The sequence below is a fragment of the Actinomadura sp. BRA 177 genome, from assembly GCF_013372625.1.
Classification (GTDB): Bacteria; Actinomycetota; Actinomycetes; order Streptosporangiales; family Streptosporangiaceae; genus Spirillospora.
Genome location: NZ_JABXFD010000727.1, coordinates 1 through 21955, shown reverse-complemented (window position 1 = coordinate 21955; position 21955 = coordinate 1). Strand labels below are relative to the sequence as shown.

Sequence of the window (21955 nt, the reverse complement as noted above, 5' to 3'; positions counted from 1 at the left end):
CTTCCCGCGCACCGCCGACCTCGGCGGCGTCCGGCCGGGGGCGGTCGAGCGGGAAGGCGCCGAGGTCGGCGGTGCGCGGGAAGCGCGCGGGCACGGCCGGCAGCCCGAGGACGTCCCGGGGGACGAGCAGGACGACCGGCCCGGGCCGTCCGCTGTTGGCCACCGTGAGCGCGTGGTCGACGGCGTCCTCCGCACGCGCGGGGTCGTCGATGCGCCGGGTCCACTTCGAGACGCCCGCGAACAGCGCGACGTGGTCCATCTCCTGGAACGCGTTGCGGTCGCGGTGGGCCGCCGGCACCTCCTGCACCAGCACGAGCATCGGTACGGACGCTTTGAGCGCCTCTCCCATCGGGACGACGAGGAGGGTGGCGGCGGGTCCGTTCTGGGCGGCCACCACCCCGATCCGGCCGGAGATGCGGGCGAACCCGTCGGCCATGGCGCCGCCCGCGTTCTCCGTCCGGTACAGGATCTGGCGGATGCCGATGCGCTCGGTGGCGAGCATCAGCTCGGTCGGGTTGCTCTGGCCGAGGATCGTTTCGACTCCGTGGCGGGCCAGGGCACCTGCGATGACGTCAGCGACAGTGGTCATGCCCGTACGTTTGCAAACTGTGAACCTCCCGTCAAATACTGAATCTTTCACTATTTGCAAAGCTATGCAGATATTGACTTCACTGTGAGGCGGCTCATACCCTCGGATCGTGACCCGGCTCCCTTGGCACGAACGATCTGGAGGTCCCGTGACCATCGACACCGGTGAATCGCAGCTGAGCCCCGTGCTCTGCCTGCACTCGCTGTTCCTCGACCCCCGCGCCTTCGACGGCCTCGTCGCCGCCGGCGCCGGCCGCTTCCGGTTCATCGCACCGAAGTTCCCCGGGCAGGCGGGCCGGCTGGACGAGGCCGACGCGACCGTGACCATGGACCAGTGCACCGACGACGTGCTCGCCCTGGTCGACCGGCTCGGCCTCGCCTCCGTGTCGCTCGTCGGGCAGTCGATGGGCGGCGACGTCGCCGTCCGCATCGCGGCCCGCCGCCCCGGCCTGGTCGACAGGCTCGTGCTGATGGGCTCGTCGGCGGGCGCGGAGACCGCCGAGAACCGCGAGTTGTTCGGCGCCTTCGTCGACGAGTTCGAGCGGGAGGGGTTCACCCCGGAGGTCGTCGACTTCGTCAAGGGCATCCTGTTCGCGGCGACCGTCCTCGACGACCCCGGCCGCACCGACATCCACGGGACGTGGACGAAGCGGCTCGGCGAGCTCTCCCCCCGGCTCGCGCACGCCGCGCGGGGAGTCGTCGAGCGGGAGAGCGCGCTCGACCTGCTGCCCCGGATCACCGCGCGGACGCTCATCATCTCCGGAACCCAGGACCAGGCCCGCCCGCCCGCCTGGTCCGACGAGATGTTCGACGCGATCCCGGACGCCGAACTGTGGCGCATCAAGACCGCGGGCCACAGCCCCTGCATCGAAGACCCCGGCGCCGTCCTCCCGCGCGTCCTCGACTTCCTCGCCTAATGCGGGACGGAGAAGCAGACATGACCACTTCCCCCAAGCTCGCGGCCGACTTCCTCGCCCGGCCGCACCGGCTGCTCATCGACGGCGAGTTCGTCGACGCCCTCGACGGCAGGACCTTCGAGACGATCGACCCCGGCACCGGCACGGTGCTCGGCACCGTGGCGGAGGCGTCGGAACGGGACATCGACCGCGCGGTGGCCGCGGCCCGCCAGGCCGCCGACGGCCCGTGGGCGGCCATGTCGCCGAGCGAGCGGGGCCGCATCGTGCACCGCGTCGGCGACCTCATCGCCGAGCACGCCGAGGAACTCGCGGAACTGGAGTCGCTCGACAGCGGCAAGCCGGCGAGCGCGGCGCTCGCCGTCGAGATCCCGCTCGCCGCGGACATGTTCTGGTACATGGCAGGCGCGGCCCGGCGGATCAACGGGACGACGGTCACGCCGTCGGTGCCGTACATGCCGGGCCAGGAGTTCCACGCCTACACGACCCGCGAGCCGGTGGGCGTCGCCGGGCAGATCATCCCGTGGAACGTTCCGATCCTGATGGCCGCGTGGAAGCTCGCCCCGGCGCTGGCCACCGGCAACACCGTCGTCCTCAAGCCGGCCGAGCAGACGCCGCTGACCGCCCTGCGGATCGGTGAGCTGCTCGCCGAGGCCGGCGTCCCGCCGGGCGTGGTCAACATCGTGCCGGGTTCGGGGAGCGGGCCGGGGCCCACCTGGCCGCGCACGACGGCGTCGACAAGATCGCGTTCACCGGTTCGACCGAGGTGGGCCGCGCCATCGTGCGCGCCGCGGCGGGCAACCTCAAGCGGGTGTCGCTGGAGCTCGGCGGCAAGTCGCCGAACATCGTCCTCGACGACGCGGACGCCGACGCCGCCATCGCGGGCGCCGCGCTGGCGATCTTCTACAACCAGGGCGAGGTGTGCTCCGCCGGCAGCCGCCTCTACGTCCACGAATCGCAGTTCGACCGGGTCGTCGAGGGGCTCGCCGAGCACGCGCGGTGCACGTGAACACCTACCACGTGTTCGGCTCGGAACTGCCCTTCGGCGGATACAAGCAGAGCGGCTGGGGCCGGGAGAAGGGCGACGAAGTCCTGGAGCAGTACCTCGAGACCAAGTCCGTCGTCGTGGCGCTGTGAATTCCGGGGGTGGACGAACATGACCGACATCCAGACGGTCGCCGGGCCCGTCGATTCCGGTGCGCTCGGCCGGACGCTCGTCCACGAGCACGTCTTCGTGCTCGGTGAGGAGTACCGGCAGAACTACCAGGACGACTGGGACGAGGACGAGAAGGTCGAGCAGGCCGTCCGCGACCTGAACGAGCTGAAATCCCTCGGCATCGACACCATCATCGACCCCACGGTGCTGGGGCTCGGCCGATTCATTCCGCGCATCAAGCGCATTGCGGCGCGAACGGATTTGAACATCGTCGTCGCGACCGGCCTCTACACCTTCAACGACCTTCCGCACCAGTTCCTCAGCCGCGGGCCGGGCCTGCTCATCGACATCGAGGAACCGCTGACCGACCTGTTCATCAAGGACCTGACGCAGGGAATCGGCGACACCGGCGTGCGCGCCGCCACCCTCAAGTGCGCCATCGACGCGCAAGGGCTGACGCCCGGCGTGGAGCGCACGATGCGGGCGGTCGCGCGGGCGAGCGCCGAGACCGGGGCGCCGATCACCGTGCACACGCACGCCGGATCCGAGTCCGGGCTGGTGGCACAGCGGGTCCTCGCGGAGGAGGGCGCCGACCTGGGCCGGGTGGTGATCGGCCACGCGGGCGACAGCACCGATCTGGACTACCTCTGCCAGCTCGCGGACGCCGGATCGCTGCTGGGCCTCGACCGGTTCGGACTCGACGCGTTCCTGCCGCTCCGGCAGCGGATCGACACGCTCGTGGGCCTCGTTCGGCGCGGCTACGCGGAGAGCATCGTCGTCTCGCATGACGCGTCCTGCTTCATCGACTTCGTCTCGGTGGAGGAGCGTCCCCAACTGGGCGAGAAATGGAACTACCGCCTCATATCCACGGAGGTCATTCCCGCGCTGCTCAAGGCCGGTGTCACCGAAAGCACCATCGAGACCATTCTCGTGGACAATCCGCGCCGATACTTCGAGGGAGTGAGGGCATGACCGCGACGCAAGGCCACCGCCCTTCCCTGTCCGCCGCCCACTGGCCGGCGGAGTCCGATCCCGGCTACTCGGACACCACCATCGGGGACGCCCTGGTTCATGCCGCCGCACAATGGCGCGACCGGACAGCGCTCGTCGAGGGCACCGGCGGAGAGCACGCGCGGCGCTGGACCTTCGGAGAACTGCTCGACGATTCCGTCCGCGTCGCCCATGCCCTGCTCCGGCGGTTCCGTCCCGGTGAGCGCCTGGCGGTGTGGGCCGGAAACGGCCCGGAGTGGATCCACCTCGAATTCGGTGCCGCGCTCGCCGGATTGACCCTGGTCACCGTGAATCCCGCCTTCCGGCAGGCGGAACTGTCGTACGTGGTGAAGCAGTCCCGCGCGGCGGGAATCGTCGTGCAGCGGCGGTACCGGTCCGCCGACCTGCTGCCGATGGCCGAGGCCGCACGGGCCGGAACGCAGCTGCGCGAGGTCATCCCGCTCGACGACCTGGACGGGCTCCGGGCCACCGAGAGCAGCGCACGGGACGGCCTCCCGCAGGTCGCGCCGGAGGACCCCGCCCAGATCCAGCACACCTCGGGGACCACCGGGCGGCCGAAGGGGGCGCTGCTCAGCCACCGCGGGCTCGCCGCCAACGGGCGGCGGTACGCGACCGTCATCGGCGCGGGCCCGGACGACACCTGGATCAACCCGATGCCGCTGTTCCACACCGCGGGCTGCGGCCTGGTGACGCTCGGCGCCCTCCAGACCGGCGGCCGCCACGTCCTCCCGGCCGGGTTCGACGCCGACCTCATGCTGGACCTGTTCGAGGCCGAGCGGGGAACCGTCATGCTGAGCGTGCCGACCATGCTGATCCGCATGCTGGAACGGCAGGCGGACCGGCCGCGCGACGTGTCGAGCTGGCGGCTGACGACGCTCGGGGGCTCGCCCGTGCCGCTCGACCTGGTCCTGCGCGCCCAGCGGGACCTCGGCGTCGAGGTCGGCATCGGGTACGGCCAGACGGAGGCGTCGCCGTACATCACGCACACCGCCGCCGGGCGGCAGGACGCGGAGACGCTCGCCACCGTGGGGCGGCCGCTGCCCGGAACCGAGGTCAAGATCGTCCGGCCGGGGTCCGGCGAGGTCGCCGCGGTCGGCGAACTCGGCGAGATCTGCACCCGCGGCGTCTGCGTGATGAGCGAGTACTTCGACGACGCCACGTCGACCGCCGAGGCCATCGACGCCGCCGGCTGGCTGCATACCGGCGACCTCGGAACGATGGACGCGGCGGGGTTCGTCCGGGTCGAGGGCCGCCTCAAGGACATGATCATCCGCGGTGGCGAGAACATCTTCCCGCGCGAGATCGAGGACGTCCTCTACACCCACCCCGGCATCAGCCTGGTGACGGTGATCGGACTACCGGACCCCGAATGGGGCGAGACGGTCGCCGCCTTCGTGGTGCCGGCCGAAAGGGCGCGGCTCGACGAGGACGACCTCGACGCCTTTTGCCGCGCCCGGCTGGCCGCGTACAAGGTCCCGCGCAGCTGGCACTTCCGGAGCGAGCTGCCGCAGACCGCGTCCGGAAAGATCCAGAAGGTGACCCTCCGGGAGACGTATCTCGCCGATTCTCTCGGTGGCTCGCCCGCCGAAAGCCCATCACCCTCCGCATGAGGCCCTGGCTGCGCGCAGGGCGAGCCGCCGGATGCAATGCACGTCGGTGAGCGGGCCGATGGACGCGGCGAAGCCGACCTTGACGGTGTCCGGGACGGGGCTCGGGCGCGGAGAACCGGAGCACCCGCCGGAAGCCGCGGCCGTCCCGGAAGTCGATGTCGATCGGCGCCATCGGACGCGGTGGGGCCGGCATCGTGACACGGGTGGCCGGCTTCACCAGTCCCGGCAGTGTCGCGCAGCACGCCAAGCCCGAGACCGAGATATCCGCCCCCGGTGTGAGCGCAGGGCGCCGGGTGCAGACAACCAGGCGATGTGATCTACGAAACTCTGTAGCAGCCACGGTAGATTTCTGATGGAAGAGCGGGTAGTGTTCCTGTCATCGAAGAGAGACGAGTCCATGAGGACCGGCAGATGACGAACTGCCGGAAGGCACGAAAGACACCGGCCGGGCGTGCCGGGGCCAGCGCAGTGGAAGGGGCTCCGGCAGCCGGCCGACCCGGTGGCCACCAGGCCGCCGGGGACACCGGAACACCGGAAAACGCAATACGCACGAAAACACGCAGTACCGGTAGTGATGTCGAGGAAAGGAGGGTTCGACGCCATCGGGATCGCCCGCAGCAGGCTCCAGTCACGCCGCGCGGGTACCGCAGCTCCACGGATTGGACGGTGGTCTACGGTCACGCATACGCGATCCCCGCACAGCCGCTCCCGTCTGAGCGGCCGATGCGGAAGACCGGCAGGTCAGAACCGGTAGATGGTGTTGTTCCTCTGGGCCCCGGCGCCGTAGCAAGGCGCCGGGGCCCCTGTCCTCGTTCACGTCGACCGGACGCATCACGACCGAACGCGGTACGGAAGGTTTTGTGAAGGCATCCCAGCCGGCTCGGGCCGGCGAGCAGCAGAGCGAGGCCCCTCCGCGAGAGCCCCCCGGACAGGGCGACTCCGGCGGGCTTGAAGAAAAGTTCGACGACGATGACTACCCGGCCTACAGCATGGGACGCGCCGCGGAGATGCTGGGCGTCACCGCGGCATTCCTGCGCAGCCTGGACAACGCCCGGCTGTTCGTTCCGCAGCGCTCGTCCGGCGGGCACCGCCGCTACTCCCGCTACCAGTTGCGGCTGGCGCAGCGCGCTCGCGACCTCATCGACGAGGGCACCCCGCTGGAGGCGGCCTGCCGCATCATCGTCCTAGAGGACCAACTCGGCGAAGCCCAGCGCATCAACGCCCGGCTCCAGCATGAACGCACGGCGCAGAGTCCGCCCCGAGACCGCACCGGGGAAACCACGGGACGTGGCGCAAGCGGTTCCACCGGGCCGGGTGCCTGACAGCGAGACCACACAACCGCCGGCAACGCCGTCCCTCCATTTCATGCAATGGCGTCGGCAGTGGGCCGATGCCGAGGGCCATGGCACTCCGACATCGGCCCACTGCCGCGTTATTCACGGGCTACCAGCGGTACCAGCGACCTCGCGTCCCAGAAGGGCCCGTGCTGCGTGCCAGGAAGCCCACCAGCCACAGCACCAGCACAACTGCGGCCACGATCCACAGGGCCTTCAAGACGAAGCCGAACCCGAACAGGAGCAGGGCCAGCAGCAGGACGAGGATCATCAACCAAGGCATCGGGGGTGTCTCCTTTTCTGTTCCTTGCGCCCCGGTATCCCCTGGTAACAGCAGTTGATGCGCGACAAATATCACAGTTAGAGAACGGCCGGCTTCTTGTCCCGGATCGCCGCCGACGGGTTGTCCACGGCGGCCGTCCCACGGTCCGCCACACTACGATTACGGACCGGCTCCATCAAAGCCGCCCGATGCGCAAGTGAGGTGCTCGCCATGTTCACAGCAGTCCGCCAAACCGACGATTGAAGTGCGGCAGAGAACGTTTCCCGGTCGAATTCGTGGCCCGATTCCAGGACGAGCCATTCGAGCATGCATGGCAAGTCCCGGCAGGTGCGGGGCTGCGGGGACGCCGCAGCCCCGCCGGCGTCGGCTACTTGAAGGCGGGCATCAGGTGGTCGTGGATCAGCTGGAGCTGGCCGTCCACGTCGGGGACGCCGGTGAGGTCGCGGCCGGTGAAGGACTTCACCAGGCCGGGGTCGGTGATGGCGCAGATCATGTGGTTGACGCCGGTCGGGGCGATCTCGGACTCGATCTTGGCGCGGACCTCGTCGGGGGTGCCGGCCAGGGACAGCTTCTCGGTGATCTTCGGGGTGGTCAGCTCGATGCCCTTGGCGAGGTCGCCCGCGCCGATGGCCTCGATGATCGGGGCCATGTCCGCCGGCTCGACGCCGTTGCGCCGCAGCTGCTCGGGCGGCATCGCCGAGGCGTACAGGCCGACCATGCTGCGGGCCGCCTCCTTGGCCGCGGCGGAGTCGGGGCCGACGGCGAAGACGACCCAGGCGCCGATGTCGAGGGACCGCCAGTCCTTGCCCGCGCGGTCGGCGCCGGCCTTGAAGTGCTCGACCGCGTACTCGTAGGCGCCGCGGGAGTAGCTGAGCGCGTGGTGGACGCCGTCGGACAGCTCGCCGGCCGCCTCGAACGACTTCGGCCCGCGCATCGCGCCGATCTTGACCGGCAGCCGCTCCTGGACGGGACGGGCGAAGGTGAACAGGCCGTCGTAGGAGTAGAACTCGCCGTCGCGGGTGATGGTGCCCTCGTCCAGCAGGGTCCGGACGACCGCGACGGCCTCCTTCACCCGGGTGAGCGGCTTGGTCTTCGCCCAGTCGATCTTGTACTGGGCGAGCACGCCGAAGTTGCCGCTGCCGAGGACGACCTCGGCGCGGCCGCCGGTGAGCTCGTCCAGGGTGGCGGCGGCCTGCGCGATCAGGGACGGCTCGCGCAGCGTGACCGCCGACACCGAGGGGCCGAGGCGGATCTGCGAGGTGTTCGCCGCGGCGGCGGCGAACAGCAGCCACAGGTCCTTGTGCCACGGCTCGTCGGCGGCGTAGACGGCGTGGAACCCGAGCCGGTCGGCGAGTTCGATCGAGGCCAGCGACTCCGTGAGCGGGTAGTCGGGGAGCATGGCGTAGCTGAACTTCACAGGGAAACGTCTCCTTGTGGTGCGCACCTTCGCGCACGGTTCGGGGGATACGCACGAGCGTAGGTGCTTCCCCGTGGCCGACGGGTGACTATCCGCTACTTTCTCCCGTTTTCTGGCGCGACGTGGGCCGCTCAGGTCACCAGGCCGTTGCGGTAGGCGTAGACGACCGCCTGCACGCGGTCGCGCAGGTCGAGTTTGGTGAGGATGCGCGACACGTACGTCTTGACCGTCTCCTGGCTGATCACCAGCTCCGCGGCGATCTCGCTGTTGGACAGGCCGTTCGCGATGAGGCGCAGGACCTCCAGCTCGCGCGGGGTCAGCGCGGTGTCGTCCGGCGTGCCCTGGACGGGACGGATCCGCGCCGCGTACTTGCCGACGAGCTGCCGCGTCACCTCGGGCGCCAGCAGCGCGGCACCGGACGCGACGGTGCGGATGCCCTGCAGCAGCTGCGCGGGCGGGGCGTCCTTGAGCAGGAACCCGCTCGCACCCGCGCGCAGCGCCTCGTACACGTACTCGTCGAGGTTGAACGTCGTCACGACGAGCACCTTGACGGGGTCCGGCACCCCGGCGCCGGCGAGCAGGCGGGTCGCCTCGATGCCGTCGAGGACGGGCATCCGGACGTCCATCACCACCATGTCCGGTTTCATCTTGCGAGCGAGGTCGACGGCGGCCCGCCCGTCCGCGCACTCGCCCATGACCTCCAGGTCGGGCTGCGCGTCGATGATCGTCGCGAACCCGGTGCGGATCAGCGCCTGGTCGTCGCAGACCAGGACCCGGACCGGCGAGGTCACGACAGGCTGCCCCCGGGGATGCGCGCGCGCACGACGAAGCCGCCGCCCGCCCGGCCGTCCGCGCTGAACTCGCCGCCCAGGGCGTCGACCCGTTCCCGCAGGCCGGTGAGGCCCCGTCCGCTGCCGCCCGGAGACGCCGTCCGCGAACCGGGACCGTCGGTGCTGACCTCCACGGTGATGTCCCTTTCGCCATAGCGGACGTGGGCGACGGTGCGACTACCGTGAGCGTACTTGAGCGCGTTCGTCAGGGCCTCCTGAACGACCCGATAGGCCACGAATTCCGCGCTGCCGGCCGATTTCGCCCGTTCGCCCTCTTCGGTGAACTCCATCGGCTGCCCGGCCCGCCGGGTCTGCTCCACCAGGGTGCGCAACTCCCCCACGGACGGCACCGCCGCGTCGGTGCCGTGGTCGGGATTGAGCAGGTCCAGCAGGTGCCGCAGGTCGCTGACGGCCCGCCGGCCGGTGTCGGTGACGGCGGTCAGCGTCTCGTCCAGGCGGTCGGGCGCGGCGGTCAGGTACCGCGCCGCCTCGCTCTGCACGACCATCGCCGTCACATGGTGGGTCACCACGTCGTGGAGTTCGCGGGCGATGCGGGTGCGTTCGGCGGTGCGGGTGTCCTCGGCGACGCGGCGGCGGCGCTCGGCCTCGGCGGCCCGGGTGGAGCGCAGCCACGACCCGACGATCCACGCGGCGGCCATGGCCGCGTAGACCACCACGAACCCTTCGGGCGTCTCGGGCGAGCCCAGCCGGTCGAGCACGACCGCCAGCACGACGTAGGCCACGGACAGGCCGGCCACCGTGACGCGGCGGCGGCGCTCCAGGTAGGCGCTCGCGCTCACCAGCGCGATCGGCAGTGCGGTGCCCGCGAACGAGTGGTAGCCGCGGACCTGGTCGATGGCGAAGCCGAGCGACACGAGCGCGACGCAGACGGTGGGCCACCGCCGGCGCAGCGCCAGCGGGAGGCCCTGGAGCAGGATCGCCAGGACGGCGATCTCGTCGTAGCCGTGGACCGGCATGTCGCCGACCTGCGTCCCGCGGCCGTGGAAGGCCGGCAGCAGCGACAGGACGGCGAGCAGGAGCGCGAACGGGAGATCCCGGACCGTGACGTGACATCGCCGCCACAGATCCGGGACCCGCCGGTGATCGATCACTGCGCAGCCGTAGCGGCCGCGGCGTGCCGGGCGGTGCGGTTCCGGGGACCCTGCAGGCGGCCGCGCCGGTGGGCCACCCAGAGGAGCACGACCGTCATCAGCAGGCCGAACACGACCGCGTAGAGGCCGCCCTCCGGCCCGACCTCGCCGCCGGTGACCAGCTTCGAGCCCGAGGTCACGCCGCGCAGCAGCCCCTCGTTCTCGCCGTTGCCGGAGACCTCGGTGCTGAAGATGCCGGCCGCGGCGAAGTTCCAGCCGAAGTGCAGGCCGATCGGCAGCCACAGGGAGCGGGTGACGGCGTAGGCGGCGGCGAGCATCCCGCCGGCTTCGAGGGCGACGGCGACCGCGCCCCACGGGCCGGCGGTCGGGAGGTGCCACAGGCCGAACAGGACGGCGGTGACCAGCAGCGCGAGCCACGTCCCGAAGCGTCCCTCGATGAACCGGAACAGGATCCCGCGGAAAAGCACCTCTTCGGTCACGGCGGCGCCGGCCATGAAACCGACCACCCCGACCGCGCCCATCACCGAGCCCTTGCCCTCCACTTCGTAGGAGCCGAGGAAGGCGATGTTCGCGATGACGGCCCCGAACAGCCCGACGCCGATCAGCAGTCCCCAGAAGAGGCCGGGGGCCGCACCCTTCACGGCCACCTCGACCGGTGCGCGGCGCTCGGTCCGCCGCACCACCCAGCCGTAGACCAGCAGCGTCAGCACGGCGGTGACGAGGCCGCCGGCGAGGGTGAGGACGTCGTTGTCCTTCACCTGGGCGGTGATATTGCCGCCGATGAGGGCGACCGCCCCGACGGCCAGCAGCTGGAACAGCAGTCGCATGGTGACTCCTTCGCGAATCCCGCGGCCGGCCTGCCGCGGCGATGCGGAAACGCTAGGGATTCACGGGGTTCCGAATCTTCACCGCACGGTGGACACTCCCCGGTAGCTCGCACGGGGGACAAGCCCCCGGAAATGACTACACGCGGCCGAATTGTCGACGTCCCACTCCGGACCAGGGACTTTCCGCCCGCGGAGGGTGATTTGCGGGATTCGCAGAGATCGTGGGCTTAGGCTGGCGGCCGTGACCTCTGCGGAGATGGTGATCGACGGCCGTTTCGAGCTGCGCGGACGGCTCGGCAGCGGCGGGATGGGCACGGTCTGGCGTGCGTTCGACCTCGCCCTGGAGCGCGAGGTCGCGCTGAAGGAGGTGCGGCTCACCGACGCGGGGGCGTCCGAGGTCGACCCGGAGGTCGCGCGGACGCGGCGCGAGCGGGTGATGCGCGAGGCCCGCGCCCTCGCCCGGCTCGACCACCCCAATGTCGTGACCATCCATCACATCGTGGACTCGCCCGAGATGCCGCACCCGTGGCTGGTGATGGAGCTCGTCCGCGGGGAGTCCCTCCAGGAGCGGCTGGCGCGCGGTCCGCTGTCGCCCGCCGAGGGGGCCGCCGTCGGGCGCGGGCTGCTGTCGGCGCTGCGCGCGGCGCACGAGGCCGGCATCTGCCACCGCGACGTCAAGCCCGCGAACGTCCTGCTGCGGGCGGACGGGACGCCGGTCCTCACCGACTTCGGCATCGCGGTGCTCCAGGAGGCGTCCCGGGTCACCGTCACCGGCGGGATCGTCGGCTCGCCCGAGTACATGGCGCCGGAGCGCCTGCACGGGCACGAGGGAGACCCCGCGTCCGACCTGTGGTCACTCGGCCTGCTGCTGTACGTGGCCGTGGAGGGGACCAACCCGCTGCGCCGCTCGACGACGGCGGCGACGCTCGGCGCCGTCATGACGGCGCAGATCCCGCCGGCCCGCCGCGCCGGCCCCCTGACGCCCGTCCTGCAGGCGCTGCTGGTGCGCGAACCGGCCGCCCGGCCGATGGCCGACCAGCTGGACCACATGCTCGTCCAGGCCACCGCCGATCCGGGCCCTCCGCCTTTCGTTCCCATGCCCAGGCCGGGGACGACCCCGGCGCCGTTCCCGATGCCGATGACCCAGCCCGTACGGCCACGGCAGCGCCGTTCCTGCCTCGGAGCCGTTGTCGCCGTCGCGGTGGGGACGGTCGGGATACTCGTCGCGGCGGCACTCCTCATCTTGCCCGCGCTCACGGAGGACGGCGAGCCGGAGAGCTTCGACGCGGAACCAACAAAATCGCAGTACCGCGCCCGGCGGAGGCACCAAAGAGGTCAAATCTCTGCTCACCCCGGCCGCCGTCCGCGACGTCATCAAGAAGTTCGAAAAGGCGTCCGGCAGCAAGGAGTTCGCCGGGCTCACCGTGTACGAGGAGCGTGCCTCCGCCGACGCCCCGGTGGCCGGACGACGCGGCGCCTTCCACAACTACACCTACGAGAAAGGCGCGGACGCGGCGGTGCGCGGCCGTCCCAGCACCGGCATAACAAACGGTGGCGCCAAGGTTAATCTCGGCATATTCAATTGGGACGCCCTGCCGACGCTGATGCGCCGCGCGGAGAAGACGCTCAAGGTGTCGAAGCCGACGAACCGATATGTCATCGCGAAGGCGTCCTGGACGTTCAACGGCGACCAGCCGACCATGCTGGTCTACCTCATCGACGACTACGGCGGCGGCTACCTCGCCGCGAACCGGAACGGCAAGGTCATCAAGACCGTCCCCGCCAGCTCCTGACACTCGTCCAGGTCACGTCACCGAGTCCGGCACCTGCTCAAGAAGTTTTTTTGGGCGAGAGCGATGAATTGGCGCGGGGCGGGCGGTACACACCGTCGACCGATCAGATCGGATCGAGAGGAATGCCTCATGAGCAGCGAGGGCGACGTCCGGGACGTGCTCGAACGGATGTACGCGGCCTGGGCCGACAACGACGCCGACGCGTTCGCCGAACTGTACGTGGAGGACGCTACCGTGGTCATGCCCGGCACCTTCCACCGGGGACGCGCGGCGGTGCGCGAGTACATGGCGGCGGCGTTCGCCGGGCCGCTGAAGGGGTCCCGCGCCGTGGACGAGCCGCAGGACGTCCGCGTCAACGGTGACACGGCCGTCATCGTCAGCCGGGCGGGCATCATCATGGCGGGGGAGGACGCGCTTCCGGCCGAGCGCGAACGGCTCGCGACCTGGGTCCTCTCCAGGCGGGACGGCGGCTGGCTCGTCTCCGCCTACGCCAACGCACCGGCCTGAGAGACCCCTGATGGACGAGGATTTCGGCACGTACCGGCACGAACTTCTGGTGCATTGCTACCGGATGCTCGGTTCCGTCCACGAGGCGGAGGACCTCGTCCAGGAGACGATGCTGCGCGCCTGGCGGGCCCGCGACCGCTACGACCCGGCGCTATCGTCCGTCCGCACCTGGCTCTACAAGATCGCGACCAACGCGTGCCTGACCGCGCTGCGGGGGCGGGCCCGGCGCCCGCTCCCGTCCGGGCTCGGCGCGCCGAGCGACGATCCGGCGGCGCCGCTGGCCCCGGCGCTGGACGTGCCGTGGCTGCAGCCGTTCCCGGACGATCCGGCGGCGCGGGCGGTCCGGCGGGGCAGCCTGCGGCTGGCGCTGATCGCGGCGATGCAGGTGCTGCCGCCCCGGCAGCGGGCGGTGCTGATCCTGCGGGACGTCCTGGAGTTCAGCGCGGCGGAGGTCGCCGGGCTGCTGGAGACGTCACCGGCCGCCGTGCACAGCGCGCTGCAGCGGGCGCGGGCGGGGCTGTCCGGGGTCGCGCCGGAGGAGGAGATCACCGAGCCGGACGACGCCGCCGTCAGCGCCGTCCTCGACCGCTACATCGACTCGTTCGAGGCCGCCGACGTCGCGGCGCTGGTGGCGCTGCTGACGGACGACGCGGTGCTGGAGATGCCGCCCGTCCCGCTCTGGTTTCACGGGAAACACGACTACGGACGCTTCATGGAGCGTGTGTTCGCGATGCGGGGCACCGGCTGGCGGATGGTCCGGACGACCGCGAACGCGCAGCCCGCCGCCGTCGCCTACCACTTCTCCGACGGCGCGTACCGGCTGCACACCCTCCAGGTCTTCACCGTCACCCCGAAGGGGATCGCCCGCAACGTCGTCTTCCAGCACCCGGACGTGTTCTCCGCATTCCACCTGGCACCGATTCTCGAATGATGCCGAGAACGCCTCGGCAGCCTCGACGTCCTTCCAGAAGGACCTCTTCTGGAAGGAGCAAGCGATGCAGTCGATCGCTCTTCAGGGCCGTCCCATCTGGCTGGTCGGAGCCGCGGCCGGGCTCGCGGGCACTGCCGCCACCGACGGTCTACGACCTGACCGCCCGCGGCATCGGCATACCGGCGGGCAACGTCGGCGCCGAGGCCGAGCTGATCATGGTCTGCGCCTTCTGGGGCGGTGTCCTGGTTGGTCAGGATGTCCCTATGCGGGCGAGGGTGGGTAGGGGCGCTAGGCCGTATTGGTAGTAGTCGACCGTGTCCGCGCCCGAGGTGTGGGCGGTCGTCACCTTGGCGGACAGGTGGTCGGCGGAGGTCGTGTCGGGGAGGCCGGGGCGTAGGACGGCGCGGAGGGTGGTTTCCGGGCCCAGGGCCTTTCGGTAGGCGGTTATGTCTTCGGCGACGCGGGTCGTTTCTTGGGCGTAGCAGAGGATTGCGTAGGACGGGACGACCGTGGACAGCGACGTCGGGTCTACGCCGATTCGCCACGCGGAGGACGCGGCGGGGGCGCCGGTTGGGCGGCCGTCCGCGTAGCCCCGTACGGCGCCGGTCAGGTCCAGGAACGTTAGCTGGGAGCCTTCGTCCGCTACGGCTTCGGCGACTGAGGCGGCCAAAGTTGTGACGATCGGGGTTCGGGCTTGGGCGTAGGCGGTGAGGACGTCCGGGAGGTCGTGGGCGGGTGGGCCGCCGTCCAGGACGGTGCTCACCAGGCGGGTTGCCTCGGAGCGGGCCTCGTCGGCGTCCTCGATGAGGGCCCGGCAGTCGGCACAGAAGCATAGGCCCAGGGCAAATTCGGCGGCCGGGCCCAGGTCTACGAAGGAGCGTTCGTGGTGGTAGCCGTGGCCGAATGTCCCGAAGTGCAGGGATTCGGTGACGACGGAGTCGACGCCTTGGCGCGCTATGGCTCGGGCCAAGGCGACGGCGTAGGCGCGGACGTCCGGGTTCGACGGGCACAGGTCGGCGGGGGCGGCACGGTCGCCGAAGCAGTTCTCCTGGGTCACGTCCGGGAAAGCGAGTCCGAGCGTGGTGTTGTGCAGGAAGACTCCCCAGCCGTGGAGTGGCACGCCAAGCGCCTGGGTCTGTTCGCGTAGGGCGCGTATGGGCTCTTCGTCGGCGCCCTTCTGGACGGGTGGCACGAGACGGACACCGTCGAACAGGTCGCCCAAGGGGAAGTGGATTCCGTCGTGGCGGAAGGTGACGCGCGTCCGGCCGTGGGGTGTCACGTCACGGGCGCGATGGTAGGCGGCGCCGATGGTGATGGACGAGACGCCGTGGGAGAGGATCTGCGCGGCGTCGGCACCGTGCAGATCCTCCACCAGAACGTAAAGGGACGAGTCCATCAGTTCTTGTAGGCGACGAAGTCGATCTCGACGAGGATGTTCATCAGGTCGGAGCCCACTGTGGTGCGCACCGGGTACGGCTGGTTGAAGTGCGCGCGGTACACCTCGTCGTAGGCGGCGAAGTCGCGGTGCAGGTCCTGCAGGTGGACGGTCGATTTCACCACGTCGTCCAAGCCCAGGCCGTGCTCGCCCAGGATCGCGGTCAGGTTCGCGAGGACCTGCCGGGTCTGGGTGGCGACGTCCGTGCCGACCACTTCGCCGGTCTTCGGGTCGATCGGCCCCATGCCGGACGTGTAGACGAAGTCGCCGGCGACGAGGCCCTGCGAGTAGGTGCCGAGCGGCTCGGGGGCGTCCGGACTGCGGAGTTCGCGCTTGCTCATCTGTCGGTCTCCTTCAGCGGGTGACGGTGTCTTCGGCGTCTTGCAGCAGGTCGAGGTCGGCGCGGCTGGGGAGGCCCTCCCAGTCGCCGCGGACGGTGACGGCGTACGCCCCGGCGGCGGTCGCGGTGGCCAGGCGCTCGGCGATGGGACGTTCCCGGACGAACTCGGCCAGGTACCCGGCCGCGAACGCGTCCCCCGCGCCGACCGGGTCGATGACGGGGACGCGGTGCGCGGGCAGCACGTGCAGCCGTCCCTCGCAGGACGCGACCACCCCGGCGGCGCCCCGCTTCACCAGCACGTCGCGAGGGCCCAGCGCGGCGAGCGCGGTGGCGAGCCCGGCGGGGTCGTCGCCGGGAACGATGAGCCGCGCCTCCTCCTCCGTCGCGAACACCAGGTCGGCGCGTTTGACCAGGTTGTGCAGGCATTCGCCGGCTTCGGCGGGCGTCCACAGCGCCGCCCGGTAGTTGACGTCGAGCGAGACGGGGACGCCGGCGTCCCGCGCGGTCTCGATGGCGTCGTCGAGGGCCTGGCGCGCGGTGTCGCTGATGGCGGCGGTGATGCCGGTGACGTGCAGGACGCGCGCGGACCGGATCAACTCGTGCGGGACGTCCGACGGGCACAGCCGCGACCCGGCGCTGCCCGTCCGGTAGTACTGGACGCGGGTGAGCGTGCCCGAGCGGCGCTCCTTGAACAGCAGCGCGGTCGGCGCGGTCTCGTCCACCACGGTGTGGCCGAGCCGGACGCCCTCGCCGGCGAGCGCGGTGGTGATCAGCCGGCCGAACTCGTCGTCGCCGACGCGGCCGAACCAGGCGGCGGTGCCGCCGAGCCGGCACAGCCCGATCGCCGTGTTGGACTCGGCGCCGCCGATGCCGAGGTCGAGGCTGCGGGCGTGCCGCATGGGCCCGACGACGGGGTTCTCCAGCCGCGCCATGGTCTCGCCGAACGTGACGAGGTCGGTCATCGGGCTGTGCCCTCTGGGGGACGACCCCCAGGCCCCCGAGGTCGGGCCGCCCGACGATCCTCGCTCCGCTGCGGTCATCGGGCGGCCTCCACGGCGGCGAGGAGGCGGGCCGCGCGGTCGGCGAGGGCGGGCAGGGAGCCGCCGTCGAGGGCGTCGCCGATGAGGGAGCCGCCCGCGCCGACGGCCACGGCGCCGGCGGCGATGTAGTCGGCGGCGTTGCGGGGGCCGATGCCGCCGGTCGGCAGCAGCGGGACGTCCCGGAACGGTCCGCGGAGGTCGCGCAGGTAGCGGGGGCCGAACGCGCCGGCCGGGAACACCTTGACGGCGGTGGCGCCGACGTCCCAGGCGCGGGCGACCTCGTTCGGGGTGAGCGCGCCCGGGTAGTAGGCGACGCCGTGGTCGCGGGCCACGGCGGCGACGTCCCCGCTGGTGTCGGGGGCGACGAGGAACGACGCGCCGGCGGCCACGGCGGCGGACGCCTCGGCGGCGGTCCGGACCGTCCCGGCGCCGAGTTCGGTGCCGTCCGGCAGCCGGTCCGCGGCGGCGCGCAGCGCGTCCAGCGCACCGGGGGTGTTCAGGGTGATCTCCAGGCAGCGGACGCCGGCGGCGGCGAGGGTGTCCAGGACGTCGGCGACGCGATCGGCGCGGGTGCCGCGCACGACCGCGACGACTCCGGTCGCCGTCAGCGCGCCTCCCGGCGCCAAGCGGGGGATCATGGTCGTCCTCTCAGAAGTACGTGCGGATCAGGTCGGTCACGATGTGGTCGTCGTCCACGACCGGGATGACCTGCCACTTGTCGAAGGCCGTGCAGGGGTGGGAGATGCCGAAGCAGACCAGGTCGCCGGGACGCGGGGACGGGCCCTCGACCGCGAGATAGGCGTGGTGGTCGTTCGTGGCGGTGACGCGGAGCCCGTCGGCCGGGAGCATCGTGCCGTCCGGGCGGCGGACGCGCAGCGGGACGGGCAGGCCCGCGTCGTAGGGCGCCTCCCGCTTGCCCATCCCGACGATCGCGAGGCCCGGTTCCGGGACGGACGTGACCTGCGCCCAGATCTCCAGCGCCGCGTCCAGCGACCCGGGGACGCGGTTGAACGGCGTCCGCTCCGTGTAAATGCCGTCGTCGTGGGAGACGTAGGCGCCACTCCGCAGGATCACGGTCAGGTCGTGACCGGGCAGCCAGTCGCCCGCGAGCCGCTCGGCGACCTGGTCGAAGTAGGCGCTGCCGCCGACCGTGACGACGGCCTCGGGCGGGAGCAGCGGAGACAGCGCGACGGTCGCGTCCCGCAAGGTCTGGAGGTAGGCGCCGGCGGACGGGACGTCCGGCAGCCCGCCCTCGTATCCGGCGATCCCGGCCAGCTCGGTGCCGGGCGCTGCGGCGACGGCGCGGGCGACGTCGGTCAGCTGCTCGACGGTGCGGCAGCCGGTGCGTCCGTTCGCATGCCCCAGCTCGACCAGCACCTGGAACGGACGTTCCCCGGCCACCGCGGAGATCGCGGCGCCGCCCTCGGCGGAGTCCGCGTAGAGCAGGAACTCCATGCCCTTGTCGATCTCGCCGCCGAGCCAGCGCAGCGCGGTCGGGTCGAGCAGCTCGTTGGCGAGCAGGATGCGGGGGACGCCGAACGTCCGGTAGGCGAGCACCTGGTTGGCGGTCGCGGCGGTGATGCCCCAGGCGCCCGCGTCCAGCTGGGCCTGGAACAGCGACGGCGCCATGGACGTCTTGCCGTGCGGCGCGAACGCCAGCCCGTGCTTCGCGGAGAAGGCGGCGAGCGCGGCGATGTTGTGGTCCAGCGCCGTCCGCCGCGCCACCATGATCGGCCAGGTGAACGGGCCGCCGAACAGCGGGTGCCGGGCGGCGGCGAACTCCTCCAGCGGGACGGGGACGCCGGGCTGCCAGAGGCCCTTCGTGCGCCAGTCGACGTGCTCGGCCGGAACGGTGAGGCTCACTGCTGGTTCCCTCCTTCGATACGGCGGCGGCGCGGCCGGGACGAGCCGAGCACGCGGGAGATCTCCAGGCCCGTCCGCTCCACCATCGGGCCGACCTCCCGGACCCGCGCCGGCGTCATCCGGGACGTCAGCCCGGACACGCTCAGCGCGCCGACGGCCCGGTCGGTGTGGTCGAAGACCGGCGCGGCCACGCAGCGGACCTCCGGCTCGTTCTCCCGGTCGTCGACGGCGTACCCGGTGAGCCGGACCCGCTCCAGCTCGGCGGCGAGGCGCGCCGGGTCGGTGATCGTCCGCTCGGTGCGAGGCGGCATGCCGGCCGCGACGACGGCCTGGAACTCCTCGTCCCCGAGCCAGGCGAGGATGGCCTTGCCGACCGCCGTCCGGTAGGCGGGCATCCGCATCCCGACGCGGGACGCCATCCGGACGTTGTGCTCGTTCTCCACCTTGTCGATGTAGACCACATCGGGACCCTCATAAACGACGAGGTGGCAGGTCTCGCCCACGACGTGCTGGAGGCGGCGCAGCGGGTCGGCGGCGACCGAGCGGATGTCGAGCGACGACAGGTACGCCTGCCCGAGCCGCAGCGCCCCGTGCCCGAGCCGGAACCAGCCGGTCTCCCGGTCGCGGGTGAGCAGGTCGCCGTCGATGAGCGGCTGCGCGAGCCGCAGCACGGTGCTCTTGCTGATCCCGAGGTCGTCGGCGATCCGCGTGAGCGAGACGCCGCGCGTGTCGGCGTGGTCGCGCACATGGTCGAGCACCGCGAGCGCCCTGCGCAGGGACGACGACTGGTTGCGGGGTTTCGCTTCTTCGATGGTCACGTGGTGCTCCCGGGAAGCAGGCCGCGGCGGAGGACGTCCCGCGCCGCCGTCAGGTGCCGCCCGGCACGGGCGAGCGAGATCTCATGATGGCCCGGCAGCAGCATGTCGATCTCCAGTTCGGCGAGCCGGTCGAGGCTCGCGGCGTACTCGGGGACGCGGGCATCGTGCAGGTTCTGCAGGGAGATGCGTCCGCCGGTGAACACGCAGTCGCCGGAGAACAACGCCCGCCCCTCGGGTGCGTCCAGCAGGTAGCAGGTGTGCCCGTCTGCGTGCCCCGGCGTGGCGACGGCCGTGAGCACGACCCCGCCACCGAGATCGACTTGCTCCCCGTCCCCGATGGGACGCGCTGAAGGGCAGGCGGCGAAGCCGTACTCGGCCGGATACACACCGCTGGCCTTCCCGCGATCAACGCTCAGCATCTCCTCGTCCCCGGACGCGATCCACGCATCCGCCGGAGCCCCGGCTCGAACATCAAGGGCTGGGACGAGCCGCGCCATTTCGGCCGCCCCGCCCGCATGATCGGCATGCCCGTGGGTCAGCAGCAGATGCCGCTCCCCGGCGGGCCCGGCCGCCGCGAGCAACCGCCGCCCGAACAACCCGGCGGACACCCCAGCCCCCGCATCGATCAGTGCCACCCCTCGCATCCCGCGAACCAGATACACGTGGCAATCGAGCGCATCGGTCAGATCGAACCCCGCCGCACCACTTCCGACGAGTTCAACGTGCTGCGTAAGCCTCACGCGCACCCCCCAGCCCCACGACCTGCCCCCCGCGCGCACTCCGCGTCTTGCCCGAGGTTGGGCGGGAGGGAGCGGATGGTTTCGATGATCAGGCGGATGGCGAGGTCTACGTCGGCCAGCGCGACTGACTCGTTGGCGGAGTGGGCGTCGGCGATCGAGCCTGGGCCGAAGACCACCGACGGGATGCCGGCGCGGGCGAGTTTGCTGGCGTCGGTGCCGAACGGCATGCCCTGAACAGACGCGGGACGTCCGGCCGCCTCCAGAGAACGGCACAAAGCGGCCGGTACCGGGCTGCCGGCAGGGGTGTCGAGCGCGTAGTCGACGGTGAAGGGCTCGTCCGCCTCGATGCCGCCGGGGATGAGTGCGGTCAGTTCCTCTCGGTCCCGCTTCCACACGTCGAGGGGCTCTTCGCCGGGGAGCGTGCGGCGGTCGATCTCGATCTCGCAGTGGCCCGGGATCGTGTTGGGGCCCTCACCACCCCGAATCCGGGTGACGCACCGGGTCGCGGGCCCCAGCAGGGGATGGGATGCGACGTCCGGCGCGGTCCCGGCGATGTGGTCGATCACGCGGGCCATGAGGGTGACGGCGTTGACGGCCTCGTCCGGGCGCGAGCTGTGCCCGGCCTTGCCGAGCGTCCGGACGGTGTAGCGCACGCAGCCCTTGTGCGCCGTGGCCGGGACGAGCCCGGTCGGCTCCCCCACGATCGCGCCGACGACCGATGCGTCCGCCAGGTCGGCAAGAAGCCCGAGGACGCCCCGGTAGGCGTGCTCCTCGTCCACGACCCCCGCGAGGACGACCCCGTACGGCGGTGGATCACCGGCCGCCAGTTCCGCCAATGCCAGCATGAATGCCGCCAATGGCCCCTTCGCGTCGCAGGCGCCGCGTCCGTACAGCCGGCCGTCCCGGACCGTCCCGGCGAACGGGTCGATCGCCATACCGCCGGTCTCCACCGTGTCCAGGTGCGATTCGAGCAGCACCATGCGCGGGTCGCGGCCCGGCACGGTCGCGACCACGTTGGGACGTCCCGGCAGCACCTCCCGCAGTTCGGCGCGCACCCCGCGCGCGACCAGCCAATCGCGGACATACCGGGCAACGGCGGCCTCCCCGAGGTCGGGCCCGGCCCCCGCGCCGACGGGCCCGCCTCGCGGATTGACGCTGGCGATGCCGACCATCGCCGCGAGCAGCTCCCCCGAAGACGTCATCAGGACCGCCGTTCCCGCGCGTAGGCGAGCAGCAGCGCGATGATGAGCAGGCCCAGCATGATCTGCCGGACGCCCTCCGACATGTTCCATGCCGCCAGCAGCGCGGTCAGCAGCGTCAGCAGCAGCGCACCGGCGACAGTCCCGAGCACATGCCCCCGCCCCTACACACAACCGCCGCCGCCGACGAACAAGAACACGCAGACC

The 21955-nt window shown here is 71.4% G+C and carries 24 protein-coding genes and 1 pseudogene; 10 read left to right on the top strand and 15 right to left on the bottom strand.

The genetic code is table 11. The features are described from left to right. The coding region (locus tag HUX53_RS39520; protein WP_255206053.1) for a thiamine pyrophosphate-binding protein at positions 1-589 on the bottom strand (589 nt) is incomplete at its 3' end. 148 nt (positions 590-737) lie between these two features. On the opposite strand from HUX53_RS39520, the gene HUX53_RS39515 reads away from it, so the two are divergent. From HUX53_RS39515 to HUX53_RS39495, 6 genes and pseudogenes are all read left to right on the top strand, one after another. Further along, positions 738-1505, top strand: coding sequence for an alpha/beta fold hydrolase (locus tag HUX53_RS39515; protein WP_176408378.1), 768 nt, complete (start codon positions 738-740; stop codon positions 1503-1505). Continuing rightward, positions 1505-2511, top strand: a pseudogene (locus HUX53_RS43275) (aldehyde dehydrogenase family protein). The gene HUX53_RS39515 and the pseudogene HUX53_RS43275 overlap by 1 nt, the downstream one beginning before the upstream one ends. Further along, a complete protein-coding gene (locus tag HUX53_RS40490) occupies positions 2508-2639 on the top strand; it encodes an aldehyde dehydrogenase family protein (protein WP_217920431.1) in 132 nt (43 codons plus the stop codon). The pseudogene HUX53_RS43275 and the gene HUX53_RS40490 overlap by 4 nt, the downstream one beginning before the upstream one ends. Positions 2640-2658: 19 nt before the next feature. Further along, positions 2659-3630 (top strand): phosphotriesterase, encoded by a 972-nt coding sequence (locus HUX53_RS39505; protein ID WP_176408377.1) that lies wholly within the window; start codon positions 2659-2661, stop codon positions 3628-3630. Next, on the top strand, positions 3627-5279 hold the full coding sequence (locus HUX53_RS39500; RefSeq protein ID WP_176408376.1) for a class I adenylate-forming enzyme family protein: 1653 nt from the start codon (positions 3627-3629) through the stop codon (positions 5277-5279). The genes HUX53_RS39505 and HUX53_RS39500 overlap by 4 nt, the downstream gene beginning before the upstream one ends. A 989-nt stretch (positions 5280-6268) precedes the next feature. Further along, positions 6269-6601 (top strand): MerR family transcriptional regulator, encoded by a 333-nt coding sequence (locus HUX53_RS39495; protein ID WP_176408381.1) that lies wholly within the window; start codon positions 6269-6271, stop codon positions 6599-6601. A gap of 121 nt (positions 6602-6722) precedes the next feature. Here HUX53_RS39495 and HUX53_RS39490 read toward each other — a convergent pair whose 3' ends face one another. The 5 genes from HUX53_RS39490 to HUX53_RS39470 form a co-directional block, all read right to left on the bottom strand. Next, positions 6723-6896 carry a hydrophobic protein gene (locus HUX53_RS39490; RefSeq protein WP_176408375.1) on the bottom strand — a complete coding sequence of 58 codons (174 nt, stop codon included), beginning with the start codon at positions 6894-6896 and terminating at the stop codon, positions 6723-6725. 367 nt (positions 6897-7263) lie between these two features. Further along, a complete protein-coding gene (locus tag HUX53_RS39485; protein WP_176408374.1) occupies positions 7264-8313 on the bottom strand; it encodes an LLM class flavin-dependent oxidoreductase in 1050 nt (349 codons plus the stop codon). Between the two features lie 131 nt (positions 8314-8444). Then, a complete protein-coding gene (locus HUX53_RS39480) occupies positions 8445-9104 on the bottom strand; it encodes a response regulator transcription factor (protein ID WP_176408373.1) in 660 nt (219 codons plus the stop codon). After that, on the bottom strand, positions 9101-10255 hold the full coding sequence (locus HUX53_RS39475) for a histidine kinase (RefSeq protein WP_176408372.1): 1155 nt from the start codon (positions 10253-10255) through the stop codon (positions 9101-9103). The genes HUX53_RS39480 and HUX53_RS39475 overlap by 4 nt, the downstream gene beginning before the upstream one ends. Beyond that, entirely contained in the window at positions 10252-11082 is an 831-nt protein-coding gene (locus HUX53_RS39470; RefSeq protein ID WP_176408371.1) for a CPBP family intramembrane glutamic endopeptidase, read from the bottom strand. The genes HUX53_RS39475 and HUX53_RS39470 overlap by 4 nt, the downstream gene beginning before the upstream one ends. A 241-nt stretch (positions 11083-11323) precedes the next feature. On the opposite strand from HUX53_RS39470, the gene HUX53_RS39465 reads away from it, so the two are divergent. The 4 genes from HUX53_RS39465 (at position 11324) to HUX53_RS39450 (ending at position 14313) form a co-directional block, all read left to right on the top strand. Further along, the gene (locus HUX53_RS39465; RefSeq protein ID WP_217920430.1) at positions 11324-12649 is read left to right on the top strand and encodes a serine/threonine-protein kinase; all 1326 of its coding nucleotides are present in this window, start codon (positions 11324-11326) and stop codon (positions 12647-12649) included. 37 nt (positions 12650-12686) lie between these two features. Further along, on the top strand, positions 12687-12875 hold the full coding sequence (locus HUX53_RS39460) for a hypothetical protein (RefSeq protein WP_176408370.1): 189 nt from the start codon (positions 12687-12689) through the stop codon (positions 12873-12875). A 129-nt stretch (positions 12876-13004) separates the two neighbouring features. Further along, complete coding sequence (locus tag HUX53_RS39455) at positions 13005-13382, top strand: SgcJ/EcaC family oxidoreductase (RefSeq protein ID WP_176408369.1); 378 nt, start codon at positions 13005-13007, stop codon at positions 13380-13382. 10 nt (positions 13383-13392) lie between these two features. Next, entirely contained in the window at positions 13393-14313 is a 921-nt protein-coding gene (locus tag HUX53_RS39450; RefSeq protein ID WP_176408368.1) for an RNA polymerase subunit sigma-70, read from the top strand. 250 nt (positions 14314-14563) lie between these two features. Here HUX53_RS39450 and HUX53_RS39445 read toward each other — a convergent pair whose 3' ends face one another. The 9 genes from HUX53_RS39445 to HUX53_RS39405 form a co-directional block, all read right to left on the bottom strand. Further along, on the bottom strand, positions 14564-15709 hold the full coding sequence (locus HUX53_RS39445; protein WP_176408367.1) for a hypothetical protein: 1146 nt from the start codon (positions 15707-15709) through the stop codon (positions 14564-14566). Then, entirely contained in the window at positions 15709-16089 is a 381-nt protein-coding gene (locus tag HUX53_RS39440; RefSeq protein ID WP_176408366.1) for a RidA family protein, read from the bottom strand. The genes HUX53_RS39445 and HUX53_RS39440 overlap by 1 nt, the downstream gene beginning before the upstream one ends. A gap of 13 nt (positions 16090-16102) precedes the next feature. Next, entirely contained in the window at positions 16103-17050 is a 948-nt protein-coding gene (locus tag HUX53_RS39435; RefSeq protein WP_176408365.1) for a sugar kinase, read from the bottom strand. Between the two features lie 74 nt (positions 17051-17124). Next, positions 17125-17754 (bottom strand): bifunctional 4-hydroxy-2-oxoglutarate aldolase/2-dehydro-3-deoxy-phosphogluconate aldolase, encoded by a 630-nt coding sequence (locus tag HUX53_RS39430; protein WP_255206050.1) that lies wholly within the window; start codon positions 17752-17754, stop codon positions 17125-17127. A gap of 22 nt (positions 17755-17776) precedes the next feature. Then, positions 17777-18991 carry an alanine racemase gene (locus tag HUX53_RS39425; RefSeq protein ID WP_176408363.1) on the bottom strand — a complete coding sequence of 405 codons (1215 nt, stop codon included), beginning with the start codon at positions 18989-18991 and terminating at the stop codon, positions 17777-17779. Then, positions 18988-19809, bottom strand: a complete 822-nt coding sequence (locus HUX53_RS39420) for an IclR family transcriptional regulator (RefSeq protein WP_309237644.1) — start codon at positions 19807-19809, stop codon at positions 18988-18990. The genes HUX53_RS39425 and HUX53_RS39420 overlap by 4 nt, the downstream gene beginning before the upstream one ends. Then, positions 19806-20549 (bottom strand): MBL fold metallo-hydrolase, encoded by a 744-nt coding sequence (locus tag HUX53_RS39415; RefSeq protein ID WP_369009243.1) that lies wholly within the window; start codon positions 20547-20549, stop codon positions 19806-19808. The genes HUX53_RS39420 and HUX53_RS39415 overlap by 4 nt, the downstream gene beginning before the upstream one ends. Further along, the gene (locus HUX53_RS39410) at positions 20546-21751 is read right to left on the bottom strand and encodes a M20 family metallopeptidase (RefSeq protein ID WP_176408361.1); all 1206 of its coding nucleotides are present in this window, start codon (positions 21749-21751) and stop codon (positions 20546-20548) included. Before HUX53_RS39410 ends, HUX53_RS39415 begins: the two co-directional genes overlap by 4 nt. Then, positions 21751-21900, bottom strand: a complete 150-nt coding sequence (locus HUX53_RS39405; RefSeq protein ID WP_176408360.1) for a hypothetical protein — start codon at positions 21898-21900, stop codon at positions 21751-21753. The genes HUX53_RS39410 and HUX53_RS39405 overlap by 1 nt, the downstream gene beginning before the upstream one ends. Between the last annotated feature and the right edge of the window lie 55 nt (positions 21901-21955).